Here is a 13,036-nt window from a genome sequence, read left to right as displayed (position 1 = left end):
CCCGTGTGCAAACTCGAACGCGATTCTAGGATGCGGGCCCGCGCGGGGCGGACGGCAGGGTCCGCGCCGCCGCCGTCCGCCGCCGTCCGCCCCCGCGTCAGCCGTGCCGGAGACTGCCGAGGATCTTCTTGATCTCCGCCTTCGGCGCCGCGTCCGGGATCCCCTGGTCGGACATCAGGACGAAGACCGTCGTCTTCCCGGGCCCGACGCCCGGGACGGCGACCGTGTGCACGACCGCCGTCGGCGCATCGCACCGCCCGGTGCTCCGGACGACGATGTCGGCGCGGACGTGCACGGCCTTCTCCCGGCCGGCCTTCACGGTCTTCGGCGCGCTCACGGTGATCGACGGCGCCGGGTCGCCCTCGACGGTGTAGGCGTTCGTCGCCCACTTGTTCGCGGCGTGCTCGGCGACCTCGGTGAGCCCGCCCTCGATGTACTGGTTGAAGCCCGTGTGCGCGCGGGTGTACTCGTCCTCGCCGTCCTTGCACGAGTCCTCGCGGAACACCGCGGCGGAGCTCATCATCGACCGCTCGCCCTCCCTGACCCCTTCCCACCCGATGAGGGTCGTCGAGGGCAGGATGCGCCATGAGGACGGGACGTCATAGGTCATCCCGTACTTGGCGCTGCTGACGGCCTTCCAGCCCTTCACCTTCGGGGGGACGGTGCTGACGGGTTCCGGCTCCGGCGAGTCGGACGGGAGGGCCGACACGCCCGGGTCCTCGCCGGTGTCCTGGCCGAGGCTGGAGACCTGGAATCCCGCCCAGGTGGAGATGACGAGCATCGCGACGACGAACGGGCCGAGGAAGACCAGCCAGAGCTGACGCTGCCCCGACCGCACCGAGCGGCCGCCGACCGGAAACGCGGGCGGGCCGCCCTTGGACGGCGGGACGCCGGGGATCGGGGGCGCCGGAGGCGGAGCGGACGGCGGGTCGTCGCCGGGCGGGACCCACTTCTGCCCCGGCAGGGGATACGGGTTCCGCGGTCTTCTGTCGTCGCCGTCCGCGTCGCCGGGAGCCCTGTCACCCTTCATGGCCGGTGACGGTAGCGCACCTGCGGCGGCGGCCGGCAGTCGGATAGATTCCTGCAGAACCTTTAGCAGACCGAAGGAAAGGCCATTGACGGACCAGCCCCCACCACCGCCGCACGATCAGCCGCCGCCGTACTCCGGCCCCTACGGGCAAGGCCCCCATGGTCAGGGTCCCTACGGGCAAGGCGCCTATGGTCAGGGTCCCTATGGTCAGGGTCCCTACGGTCAGCCGCCTTACGGTGAGCCGCCTTACGGCCAGCCGCCCTATGGTCCGCCTCCCGGAGGCCCCTACGATCCGCGCTGGGGATACGGGCCGCAGAATCACCCGGGCGAGGAGACCACCTGGGCCGTCTTCGCCTACGTCGGGAACCTCCTGATCGGCTTCCTGCCCGCGCTGATCATCTACCTCGTGAAGAAGAACACCTCGCCGTTCACCCGGTTCCACGCGGCGCAGTCGATGAACAACTCGCTCACCCTGCTGATCCATTTCCTCGCGGTGCTGGCCGTCTGCGTTCCGCCGGCCATCATCTTCGACACGCCGGTCTTCCTCATCGGGCTCATCGTCCCGTATCTGGAGCTCCTGATCGGCGGGTGGGTGTTCCTCATCCTGGGCGCGGTGAAGTCGGGCAAGGGGCAGTACTACCGTTTCCCGACCTTCTTCTGCTTCCGGATGATCAAGTGACTCACAGGTAGGAGCGCTCGTACTCGTCCAGGAGCGGCAGGACGGCGTCGCGGCCGCCTGCGGGCACGCGCAGCACGACCTCCTCGATGCCGAGTGAGGCGTAGAAGGCGAGTTTCCCGGGGGTGGGCAGCGTCCCGAACGGCACGATGGGCACCATGGGCCGTCCCGCCTCCTCGCAGGCGCGCCGCAGCCCGGGCTGCGCCTCGCGGATGCCCGCGCCGCCGATCGGCAGCCACCCGTCGCCGTACTCGGCGATGTGCGCGAACAGCGTGGGACCGGGCGCGCCGCCGAGCAGCACGGGCACCCGCCCGGACGGCTTGGGCCACGACCAGCTCGCGTCGAAACCGACGAACTCGCCGTTGAAGGACGCCTGCTCCTCCGTCCACAGGGCCCGCATGGCCAGGACGTGCTCGCGGACCATCGCGCGCCTCCGTTTCCAGGGCACGCCGTGGGCGGCGCCCTCCTCCGCGTTCCAGCCGTAGCCGATGCCGAGCGCGAACCGTCCCCGCGCGAGCCGGTCCAGCGTCGCGACGGCCTTGGCGGTGACGATCGGGTCGCGCTGCGCGGGCAGCAGGATGCCGGTCCCGAGCGTGATCCGCTCGGTCACCGCGGCGGCCGCGGCCAGGGAGACGAGCGGGTCGAGCGTGCGCGCGTACTCGGCGGGAAGCGCCGCGTCACCCGTCGGGGGCGCCGTCTCGCGCGACACCGGTATGTGGGTGTGCTCGGGGACGTAAAGGGACGAGAATCCGCGGTCCTCGGCCTCCCTCGCCAGCTCGTGCGGTTCCATCGTCAGGTCGGTCGCGAACATCGTGATGCCCAGCCGCATGCCCGTGCCGCTCATACGAGGACGGCCCGGTCGTCCACGCGGGCGACGGCGCGGACGGGGGCGCCGTCCGCGCCGGACAGCGCGATGGGGAAGAGCGACACGTCGATCGCGCAGCCCGCCCGCTGCGCCTCGACGACGCGGACGAGCCCGGTGAGGTTCTCCGCGATCACCGCACCGGCCTCGCAGAGGACACGGTGGACCGCGAGGGAGAACTCGTCCGAGCCCGGAGGCGGGGTGCGGTCGACGCTGAGGGCGTCGATGGCCACCGTCCGGACGCCGGCGGCGACGACCGCCTCCGCGGTCCCGGGAGCGATGTACGGATGGGCCGGATAGGTGCCGGTCCCCCAGTGCCGGGACCAGCCGGTGGCGACGAGCAGGACGACGCCGGGCCCGAGACCGGCCGGCAGGAGATCCGGGCCGATGGACGTCCGGGGCGGCAGGCCGCGGGCGTCCATGACGACGGCCGGGCCGGTGAACCGGGTCAGGGGAAGCTCGTCGAGGCGCGGCAGGGCGTCGTCGATGTGGAACGGCGCGTCCACGTGCGTACCCGACTGCGAGCCCATGTGCAGGCGGAGGACGTTCACACCGGCTTCGGCGACCGTCAGCGCGGGGACGGCCTCCACCTCCGGATCGCCCGGGTAGACGGGCATGCCCGTGACGATCGGCACCGACAGGTCGAGCAGCTCAACACCCATGGCACCATCCTCCAGCCCCCACCCGCCACCATTCGAACGACGAGCTCCGCTCGGCACATTGATTATCCCGGGTGTACCCGCACCCGGTAGCGTTGCGACGTGTTGCCACATGTGACAGCCATCCGATACGTGACGCCGCTGCGTGAGGGCGGGTCGCTGCCGGGCATCGTCGAGGCCGACGATCTCGGAACCTATGTCATGAAGTTCCATGGCGCCGGGCAGGGACGCAAAGCGCTGATCGCCGAGGTGATCGCGGGTGAGCTCGGGCGCCGCCTCGGCTTCCGGGTCCCCGAGCAGGTGCTCATCGACCTCGACCCTGCCATCGGACGGCACGAGCCCGACCCCGACGTGCAGGACCTGCTGAAGGCCAGCCCCGGCTCGAACCTCGGCGTCGACTTCCTGCCCGGGTCGCTCGGGTTCGACCCGCTGGGCTGGAGCCCCGACCCGGGGTTCGCGTCCCGCGTGCTGTGGTTCGACGCGTTCATCGGCAACGTCGACCGGAGCTGGCGCAACCCGAACATGCTGGTCTGGCACGGCGACCTGTGGCTCATCGACCACGGCGCGAGCCTCATCTTCCACCACGCGTGGACGAACGCGGCGAGGCTGTTCTCCGGGCCGTACGACGTGGACGACCATGTGCTGACGCCGTACGCCACGATGCTGGACGACGCCGAGGCGGAACTCGCCCCGAAGATCACCGAGGACCTGCTGCGCGAGGTGGCCGGCCTCGTGCCCGACCGCTGGCTGGAGGGCGAGCCCGGGTTCGACGGCCCGCAGGCCCTGCGGGACGCCTACGTCGACATCCTGCTGCCGCGCGCCGGCAAGCCGCGGGAATGGCTGCCCGACACCTCCGTCGGCGGCCGCCGGCCCGACACGGCGTCCAAGCGCGGCGCGAACCGTCCCGACTGGCTCGGCGGCGCCCCATGACGAACATCAGGACGGCGGCGGAGCCCGCGGTGTTCGAGTACGCGGCGCTGCGCGTCGTCCCCCGCGTCGAGAGGGGCGAGGTCATGAACGTGGGCGTGGTGGTGTACTGCCGGGCGCTCGACTACCTCGGATGCCGCACGCATCTGGACGAGCGGCGCCTCCTGGCCCTGGACCCGTCACTCGACCTGGAGGGCGTGCGGGCGGCGCTCAAGGGCGTGGACGCCGTCTGCTGCGGCGGCGAGCGCGCCGGGCAGGCGGCGCGGGAGACCCCGGGCACGCGGTTCCGGTGGCTGACCGCGCCGCGCAGCACGATCGTCCAGTCCGGCCCGGTGCACGCCGGCCTCACCGGCGACCCCGCCGCCGAACTCGACCGGCTCCTGGAGCTCCTGGTCCGCTAATCCCACTCCCAGCGGATGCCGTGGTAGCCGGCGGCCATGCCGAACTCGATGAAGTGGACGCTGTGGTAGCTGGACATCCGCAGGTCGGCGGAGTCCTTGAGGGCGGTGTGGCCGTCGGGCCGCCAGGTCCGGTAGCAGCGGGCGGGCAGGGTGGCCGGGTGGAACCGGACCTCGATGAGGAACTCGTGCTGCGGGGTCCGGAACCCGCGTCCCTCCTCGGTCACCGGCGGGCCCGTCTCGTCGAACCCGAAGCCGTACTCCAGCAGGTACGTCTCGCCGCGGCCGAGCGCGCGGTCGAACAGCAGCTCGGCGGCGATGAGGCCGCTCGCCTCGTCCATCCGGACGCGCCCGAACCGGCAGCCGCGCGCGGTGCGCGACGACGGCAGGACGCCCTGCGGATGGTGGTAGACGGCGATCCAGCGGTCGACGCCGCGCTGCTGCGCCTGGAACACCGCCCGGGACCGGACCTCCCGCAGTTCCCGGCGCCGCCCGATGGTGTGCTGGTCGTGCAGGCTGAGGCCGGTGAGCTGCCGCTCACCGCGGTCGCCGATCTCGTCGAGCAGGTCGCGGACGCCCGGCTCGGGGCACAGCTCCTCCACCGGCAGCCACGGCCCCGCGGAGCGTTCGGTGGTCGGCTTCAGCAGCGTCAGCAGCGAATGGCGCGGCAGTTCGAGGATGACCTCGAGGCCGCGGACGGCGCGCATCGAATCGGCGCGTTCGGGCCGTGTCCGGCCGCGCTGCCAGTAGCTCAGCGTGGACAGGCTGACGGCGATGCCCTGCTCCTCCAGGCGGCGCCGCAGCGAATCGAGGCTGAGGCCGCGGGCCTGGATGGCCGCGTGCAGGGCGACGTTGAAGGGACCGTACTGCAGCACCTGTAGGAGATCGTCTTCTGCGACACTCTGCACCGCTGGCCTCCGGATCTGCTCCGGCCGGCCCCCGCATGACGGCCTTGACTACTGCGCTTGCGACTTCAGCGCTCACTGTAAGGCCCCGGGGGCCCGATTCCAACCGGCAAATTCCCACAACCACAGGACCCGGCGGCGGTGCCGCCCCGGCCGCCCCCGTCAGTGCCACTCCCACTCGATGCCGACGATGCCGCGCCGCACGGCCCCGACCGCGATGTTCGCGCTCCCGGACGTGCCGATCCACAGCTCACCGAGGCGCTGCCGCGGCGCCAGGGAGCTCTCGGCGGTGTAGCCGTAGCAGCGCGCGGGGAGCCGGTCGCCCGCGAACTGGATGATCGCGACATAGTCGTGGACGGGGTGGGAGAAGCGCCGGTCGTAGCTGTCGTACAGGGGTTTCCCGACGGGTCCGAGCTCGTACTCGACGACCGCGGTGTCGCCCGCCGACAGGACGCGGTCGAAGACGAGCTCGAAGGCCATCAGCCCGCCCTCGGCGCGGATCCGCCCGGGTCGGCAGTACCGCACCCGCGCGAGATCGGCCTTGCCGTCGCCGTCCGGGACGTCGGCGACGATTCCGGAGACGGCGTCCGGCGGAACGGTGCCGCCGTTGCCGGGCTGCCGGACGCCGCCGGCCTGGACGCCGCCTGTCTGGTGGACGCACACGACCCGATCGATGTCGTCGCCCGCCGCACGCAGGACGGTGCGGACCGACAGAGTCCAGGAGCGGCGCGCCTCGTCCAGCCGGTAGACGTCGTGGATGCTGAGCCGTTCGAGCCGGTGGTCCCCGGACCGGTCGAGCTGCCCGACGAGGCCCGCATAGCGGTCCGGGTCGGGCCACAGCTCCCGCACCGGGCGGCCGCGTCCGTCGGCGCCGGACGGGCCGGCCCCCAGGCCGCCGCGGACGGCGGGCGCCGTGGGCGCGGAGTCGTCCAGCAGTTCGGTGAGGGTCCCCGGCGGCACCCGGAGGACCTCCTCCAGCGCGACGACCACGCTCCGCGAGCGCGGGCGGCTGCGTCCGCGCTGCCAGTAGCTGAGGGTCGCCACGCTGACGGTCAGGCCGCGCCGGCCGAGGCGGTGCCGGATCCGTTCCAGGGTCAGCCCGCTGGCCTGGATGGCCTGCCGTAGTGCCCCGGCGAACTCCACGGCCGGATGGTACCCGTCCGGGAAGATCAATTCATGTATCGGGAAGTACCAGTCGCGCATGGACAAGCCGCGCGTAACCGATGGACGGCCTCAGAACAGGATCGACATGAAGGATCCGCGCTCGGTGAAACCGACACGCCGGTACGCGGCGCGCGCCCGCGTGTTGTAGTCGTTGACGTACAGCGACACCGTCGGCGCGATGCCGTGCACCGCCTCCCGCACCACCGCGGACATCCCGGCCACCGACCGGCCCTCACCCCGCAGATCGGGCGGCACCCACACGCCCTGCACCTGGCAGGCACGCGGGGTCACGGCGCCGATCTCGGCCTTGAACATGACGCGGCCGTCCTCGATGCGGGCGAACGCGCGGCCGTCGCGGATCAACTCGGCGACGCGGGCACGGTAGAGCACTCCCCCGTCGCCGCTGTTGGGTGAGACCCCGACCTCCTCGGTGAACATCGCCACACAGGCGGGGTACACGATGTCGAATTCCTCCATCCGGACCCGCCGCACACCGGGGTCGGCGGGCACGTCCGGGACGGCGGAGGTGGCCATCACCGGCTGTTCCGGGCGGACGGCCCGGGGCGGCCCCCAGTACGGCGCGAGGATCTCCCACAGTTCGCCGACGGCGCCGACGGGCCCGACGATGGACGAGCAGCGCCGCCCCTGGGCCCTGGCCCGTTCGGCGAACGCGCGGACGGCCTCCGCATCCGCCGCGACCGGGATGAGGTTGGCGCCGGAGTAGCACAGCGAGGTGAGCCGGCCGTCGCGCAGATAGCCCCACATCTGGGCACCGAGACGGCGCGGGTCGAGCCCCGCGGCGTGCACGCGGGAACTGACGAACACGTTGGACACCGGATCGGCGTCCAGGATCGCGAGGGCCTCCGCCCGGTGCCGGTCGTCCAGCACGCGCACCGGCATCGAGCCGAGCATGCGCACGGTTACCGGTCCCGGGACGGGAACGGCCCCCGTTCGGCCCTCACCATTGACTGCACCACATGGACAAGCCTATGTCGTCCAGGGTCCCCCCACCTCCGCGGGCTCGGTGATTCGCCGGGTCCGGGGCGGTTTCAGCGGTGCCGGGTCGCGCGCTCCGGGCCGGCGGGCCCCCCGGCCGCGGCGGGCTCGGGCGCGGATCCGGCCTTGCAGCTCGCGTCCGGGCCCGGCCGGCGCGCCGGCAGTTCGCCGCCGCCGAGGTAGGCGGCCACGGCGGCGTCGACGCACTTGTCCCCGGACAGCGAGACGCCGTGATCACCGCCGCCGGCCTGCACGAGCAGCCGGGACGTGGGGAACCTGCGGTGCGTCTCCAGCGCGCCCGCGTAGGGGGTGGCGGCGTCCTCGGTGGCCTGGACGAGGAGGATCGGCGGGAGCGCGGACGTGCCCTTCACCTCGGGACGCGGCCCGCCGGGCACCGCCCAGAACGCGCAAGGGGCGTTGTACCAGGTGTTGCCCCAGGTCTCGAAGCGGTAGCCCTGCCGGTAGAGGCGCTCGCTGTCGGCGTGCCAGCGGCCCCAGTCGCGCGGCCAGGCCGCGTCCCGGCACTGCACGGCGGTGTAGACGGCGTAGTTGTTCTGCTCGGGCCGCCCGGGCGGCCGCCACGCCTTGCGCAGCGGGCCGGGGTCGTGCCGGGCGACGTAGGCGGACAGCGCCTTCGCGTGCGCGGCCCAGCTCTGGCTCGCGTAGCCGTCGGCGAGGAAGACGTCGTCCAGTTCGGCCGGGCCGATCTTCCCGTCGATGGGCTCGGCCTTGAGCGCGGCCCGCGCCTTGGCGTAGGAGCCGGCGACCTCCCGCTCGGTCGTCCCGAGCCCGTAGCTCTCGTGGTGGCGGGCGATCCACGCGAAGTACACGCGGATGCGCTTCTCGAACGCGACGTTCTGGTCGAGGTTGTTCTCGTACCAGACGCCGCTCGGGCGGACGACGCTGTCGAGCACCATCCGCCGCACCCGCCCGGGGAACATCGTCGCGTACACCGCGCCGAGGTAGCTGCCGTACGAGTAGCCGAAGTAGCTGAGCTTCTTCTGGCCGAGGGCCTTGCGGATCTCGTCCATGTCGCGGGCCCAGTCGGCCGTGCCCATGTGCGGAAGGATCGCACGGTACTTCTCGGCGCAGTCGTCGGCGTACGCCTTGGCCTTGGCCTTCCAGGCACGCTCTTGCCCGGCGTTCGAGGGAATGGTGTCCGGGCGTGCGCGGCCTGGGTTCTGGTAGCTCGGGTCGCAGATCAGCGCGGGTTCGCTTGCGCCGACGCCACGCGGGTCGAAACCGATCCAGTCGTAGGACGCGGCGACCTTCTCGGGCAGCGCGTCCTTGAAGACGCCGGGGAGGTCGCGTCCGTGCGCGCCGGGCCCGCCCCGGTTCAGCAGCACCACGCCCTGCGACTCGGGCGCGGTGTGCCGGGCACGGGACAGTGCGAGCGTGACCTGCCTGCCGTCCGGGCGGGAGTGGTCGAGCGGGACCCGGATGGACGCGCACTGAAGGCCCCGGAGGCGGGTGCCCGCCACCGGGTCCTGGTCAGGGCAGGGCTTCCAGGCGAGACCGGCGGGCCTCGGGGCGGGCTCGGATCCGGGACGTCCCGCCGCGGCGGCGGGCGCCGCCAGCACGGCGGCTCCGGCCGTCGCGAGGGTGACCGCGGCGGCGGCCGTCCCTGCGGCGGCCCTCTTTCCAGTGTCGTTCAGCACGGAGGATTTCTACCGGAGGGAGGCCGTGAACCCGCGCACCCCGGATCGCGCGATTCCCGCCCGAATGCGGACCCGTCCTGCCCTAACGGCGCCGCGAAGCGACGCGTGGCGTGCCCGCCCGCCCCGAGGTGCGGAGCTGGACGGGCACGCCACGGTTCAGCGTGCTACGGGCGTCCGACCGGGAGGTCCTTGCCCGCGCCGGAACCGGCCGCCTTCAGCCGCACGGCCGTCGGGTCCGGGTCGTTCAGCGCCGGGACCGCCTTGCAGTAGGCGTCCGGGCCGCGGCGGCTCTCCGGCAGCGCACCGGTGTCGAGGTACGCCGCGACCTTGTCGTCCAGGCACGCGTTGCCGTTGAGCGTGTTGGAGTGTGTCTTTCCGCCGACCTCGAACACCAGGCGCGAGGACCGGAAGATCTTGTGCATCTCCAGGCCGCCCTCGACGGGCGTCGCCGCGTCCTTCGTGGACTGGACGAGCAGCATGCCGGGCAGGCTCTCGCTGCCCTTCAGCCTGAGCGCGGGCCCTCCGTTGAAGGGCCAGAAGGCGATCGGCGCGTTGAACCAGACGTTGCCCCACGTCTCGAACGTGTAGCCCTGCCGGTGGAGCTTCGCCGCGTCGTGGTGCCACTTGGCCCAGTTGCGGGGCCACCGCGCGTCCGCCGCCTGGACGGCGAGGTAGACCGCGAAGCCGTTGTCCTCGCCGCCGGGGTTGAGCCAGCCGAGGAGGCCGGACGGGTCCTCGTCGTTGACCCAGGCCGACAGTGCCTGCGCGAACGGGATGTAGTAACCGGTGTTGTACCCGGCGCTCAGGATGGTGTCGGTCAGCTCGGCCGGGCCGATCCTGCCGCCGATCGGCGACTTCTCCGACGCGTCGAGGACCTCGTAGTACTTGGCGCGGACGGCCTTCTCGGACGTGCCGAGGTGGTAGACCGAGTCGTACTCGGCGACCCAGGCGAACCAGGCCCGGATGTTGCGCTCGAACGCCTTGTCCTGTTCGAGCTGCCCCTTGTACCAGACGTTCCTCGGGTTGACGATGCCGTCCATCACCATCCGCTTCACACGCTTGGGGAAGAGCGTGGCGTAGGTGGCGCCGAAGTAGGTGCCGTAGGAGAAGCCGTACCAGCTGATCTTCTCCTGGCCGAGGGCGGCGCGGATCACGTCGACGTCACGCGCGGCGTCGGTGGTGCGCATGTGCGGCAGCATCCAGCCGAACTTCTCCTGGCAGTCCTGCGCGTACTTCTTCGACTTGGCGATCCAGGCCAGCTCCTCCTTCCGGGAGTCCGGCACGTAGGCGGGGCGGACCGGGTCGTTGATGTGCGGGTCGCAGGTGATCGCGGGCTTGCTGGAGCCGACCCCGCGGGGGTCGAAGCCGATGATGTCGTACTTGGCGGCGACGTCCGCGTGGCCGGTGCCGCCGATCCAGCGGGCGAGGGCGGGGGCGTACGCCAGGCCGGAGCCGCCTGGCCCGCCCGGGTTCACGAACAGGACGCCCTGGTAGTTCTCCTCGTCGGTGTGCCTGAAGCGCGACACCGCGATGGAGATCTTGCGGCCGCCGGGGTCGCTGTAGTCGAGGGGCACCTCCACCTGCGCGCACTGGGCGTTGTTCATCGGGTCGCCCGGGCCGCTGACCTCGCATTCACCCCAGTCGATGCCCTGGGCCGCGATAGCGGCGGCGCCGGACGGGCCGGCGTCCGCGTTCGCGGGTACGACGGCGCCGGTGCCGCCGGCCGTCACGACCGCCGCGGCCGCGACGAGAACGATCCTTCTCACTGAACCCCCTCAGATCGGCGGCTCCGGACGCCCCGGGTGGGACCGGAGGGGGAGCGACGCCGATACATAGCGGATGAGGAATTGCGTGGAGATTGTTGCGTTTTGGCCGCTTATGACGGCAGATCCCACGGTGACTGGTTGCGGAATCGTGACAAGATCAACGGAACTTCGTGATGTTGCGCGACGTTCGCTCCGCCTCCAGCGCCCGGGACATGCGGAAGGCCCCGGGGATCGCTCCCCAGGGCCCTCGTGCAAGGCGGCGGCGCCCGTCAGCGGATGACGTCGGCCTTCAGCCGTGCGGCCTTCGGCGAGACCGTGCCGGTCAGCGTCCTCGCGGACGACTGCGACGGCGGGACCGGGTCACCGAGCTGCGGGACGTGCACGGTCCGCTTCTCCGGACGCTCTCCGCGCAGGAAGTAGGCGTCGAAGTAAGCGTCCACCTCCGCGGACCCGCGGTGGACGATGCAGTGCGTGCGGTCACCGTCCTGGACGATCATGCGCGAGCCCCGGAGCCGGCGCTGCATGTCCAGCGCACCCTTGTACGGGGTGGCCGCGTCGTGGGTCGACTGGAACAGCAGGATGTTGTCCGGCAGGTTCCGGGTGTGGCCGATGTTCACCGGCTTGCCGGCCTTGGCGGGCCAGAACAGGCACGGCGCGTTGAACCAGGCGTTGCTCCAGGTCATGAACGGGTGCCTGCGGTCGATCCGGGAGTTGTCGCGGTACCACTTGCGCCAACTCTGCGGCCACTGGACGTCGGAGCACTCGGTGGCGAGGTACATCGCGTAGCCGTTGTCGTCGGAGCCGCCGGTGGTCGGCGCGCCGAACGTCCCCGCGAACGTGGCGGTGTCACCGGCCTTGTAGGCGGCGAGCCCGGCGGCGTAGGTGTGCCAGACGGCCTGGCTGCGACGGTAGCCGGCGTTCAGGAGCGTGTCGGTCAGCTCGTCCGGTCCGACGGCGAGCGTCTGCCCGCTGTCGGGGTCGGTGTAGTAGAGCGGCTTCTTCGCCAGCTCGCGGCGCAGGTCGTAGACGAAGTCGCGCACCCGGCGCTGCCTGTCGCCCAGGTCGTACACGGAGTCGTACTCGGCGATCCAGCCGAAGTAGTACTCGACGTTCTCGTCGAACGCGATGTCCTGCGAGAGGTTGAGGTCGTACCAGACGCCGGACGGGCCGACGTTGCCGTCCAGCGCCATCTTGTCGACGCGGTCCGGGTAGACGGTGGCGTAGGCCGAGCCGAGGTAGGTGCCGTACGAGGCGCCGTAGTAGTCGAGCTTGTCGTTGCCCAGCGCCTTCCGGATCGACTCCATGTCGTGCACGGAGTCGATGGTCTTGACGTGGTCCAGCAGCCCGATCTCGTCGGCCTTCTCGCAGTCCTCCGCGTAGCCCTTCGCGAGCTTCAGCCAGGTGGCGACGGCCCGCCGTTCGCCGTGGCCGTAGTCGGGACGCGGGGCGTTGGTGTAGTTCCGGTCGCAGCTCATCGCCGGGACGCTCATCCCGACGCCGCGCGGGTCGAACCCGATGACGTTGTACGCCTTGCGCATCTCCGGGGAGTTCTGCGCGAACACGCGCGGCCCGAAGAGCGCGCCGCCGCCGCCCGGACCGCCCGGGTTGACGACGATGTCGCCCTTGGCCTCACCGTCGCCCGTGTGCGGCGTCTTGGTGAGCTGGAGGGTGATCTTCTTTCCGTGCGGCTCGGCGTGGTCGAGCGGCACCGACATCTCGGCGCACTGCACGATCTCGGAGACCGGGTACAGGGCGTCGTAGTAGTCGTGCACCGTCTTGACGAAGTCCGCGGGGCAGGTGTGCCAGTTCAGCGGGGCGGGGTTGAAGGCTCCGGCCGGTCCGGCCGAAGGGCTCGCGGCCTGTGCGCTTGTGGCGCCCACTCCGGTGAGACCGAGCACGGCCACCGAGGCCACGACAACGATTTTCTTCACAAATCCCCCTAACGTGCCGACTCGCTTGAGTCAGACATACGGGTAAATGAGTGAAGATTGTGGC

At 71.6% G+C, this 13,036-nt stretch carries 12 protein-coding genes; 3 read left to right on the top strand and 9 right to left on the bottom strand.

The window, feature by feature from the left end:
• Nucleotides 1-97 precede the first annotated feature (97 nt).
• Nucleotides 98-1,030 (bottom strand): hypothetical protein, encoded by a 933-nt coding sequence (locus ACGFK0_RS08525; RefSeq protein ID WP_392901876.1) that lies wholly within the window; start codon nt 1,028-1,030, stop codon nt 98-100.
• 85 nt (nt 1,031-1,115) lie between these two features.
• Between ACGFK0_RS08525 and ACGFK0_RS08520 the strand changes: the two genes are divergently transcribed.
• The gene (locus ACGFK0_RS08520) at nt 1,116-1,709 is read left to right on the top strand and encodes a DUF4870 domain-containing protein (protein WP_392901874.1); all 594 of its coding nucleotides are present in this window, start codon (nt 1,116-1,118) and stop codon (nt 1,707-1,709) included.
• Between the two features lies 1 nt (nt 1,710).
• Here ACGFK0_RS08520 and ACGFK0_RS08515 read toward each other — a convergent pair whose 3' ends face one another.
• The gene (locus tag ACGFK0_RS08515) at nt 1,711-2,550 is read right to left on the bottom strand and encodes an LLM class F420-dependent oxidoreductase (RefSeq protein WP_392901871.1); all 840 of its coding nucleotides are present in this window, start codon (nt 2,548-2,550) and stop codon (nt 1,711-1,713) included.
• Nucleotides 2,547-3,230: a cyclase family protein gene (locus ACGFK0_RS08510; protein ID WP_392901869.1), complete on the bottom strand. Its 684-nt coding sequence runs from the start codon at nt 3,228-3,230 to the stop codon at nt 2,547-2,549. The genes ACGFK0_RS08515 and ACGFK0_RS08510 overlap by 4 nt, the downstream gene beginning before the upstream one ends.
• Nucleotides 3,231-3,329: 99 nt before the next feature.
• Between ACGFK0_RS08510 and ACGFK0_RS08505 the strand changes: the two genes are divergently transcribed.
• Nucleotides 3,330-4,157, top strand: a complete 828-nt coding sequence (locus ACGFK0_RS08505; protein WP_392901867.1) for a HipA family kinase — start codon at nt 3,330-3,332, stop codon at nt 4,155-4,157.
• Complete coding sequence (locus ACGFK0_RS08500) at nt 4,154-4,555, top strand: DUF3037 domain-containing protein (RefSeq protein ID WP_392901865.1); 402 nt, start codon at nt 4,154-4,156, stop codon at nt 4,553-4,555. Before ACGFK0_RS08505 ends, ACGFK0_RS08500 begins: the two co-directional genes overlap by 4 nt.
• Here ACGFK0_RS08500 and ACGFK0_RS08495 read toward each other — a convergent pair.
• From ACGFK0_RS08495 to ACGFK0_RS08470, 6 genes are all read right to left on the bottom strand, one after another.
• A complete protein-coding gene (locus ACGFK0_RS08495; RefSeq protein WP_392901863.1) occupies nt 4,552-5,460 on the bottom strand; it encodes a hypothetical protein in 909 nt (302 codons plus the stop codon). The genes ACGFK0_RS08500 and ACGFK0_RS08495 overlap by 4 nt on opposite strands.
• A 159-nt stretch (nt 5,461-5,619) precedes the next feature.
• Nucleotides 5,620-6,600, bottom strand: coding sequence for a hypothetical protein (locus ACGFK0_RS08490; RefSeq protein WP_392901861.1), 981 nt, complete (start codon nt 6,598-6,600; stop codon nt 5,620-5,622).
• A gap of 90 nt (nt 6,601-6,690) precedes the next feature.
• Nucleotides 6,691-7,533, bottom strand: coding sequence for a GNAT family N-acetyltransferase (locus ACGFK0_RS08485; protein WP_392902847.1), 843 nt, complete (start codon nt 7,531-7,533; stop codon nt 6,691-6,693).
• 137 nt (nt 7,534-7,670) lie between these two features.
• Nucleotides 7,671-9,275 carry an alpha/beta hydrolase gene (locus ACGFK0_RS08480; protein ID WP_392901859.1) on the bottom strand — a complete coding sequence of 535 codons (1,605 nt, stop codon included), beginning with the start codon at nt 9,273-9,275 and terminating at the stop codon, nt 7,671-7,673.
• Between the two features lie 164 nt (nt 9,276-9,439).
• Nucleotides 9,440-11,041, bottom strand: a complete 1,602-nt coding sequence (locus ACGFK0_RS08475; protein ID WP_392901857.1) for an alpha/beta hydrolase — start codon at nt 11,039-11,041, stop codon at nt 9,440-9,442.
• A gap of 269 nt (nt 11,042-11,310) precedes the next feature.
• Nucleotides 11,311-12,972, bottom strand: a complete 1,662-nt coding sequence (locus ACGFK0_RS08470; RefSeq protein WP_392901855.1) for an alpha/beta hydrolase — start codon at nt 12,970-12,972, stop codon at nt 11,311-11,313.
• Nucleotides 12,973-13,036: the final 64 nt, after the last annotated feature.

The sequence above is a fragment of the Spirillospora sp. NPDC048823 genome, from assembly GCF_043198445.1.
GTDB lineage: Bacteria > Actinomycetota > Actinomycetes > Streptosporangiales > Streptosporangiaceae > Spirillospora.
Note: the sequence above shows the minus strand (reverse complement) of the source record. Positions and strands in the feature narration are given on the sequence as shown.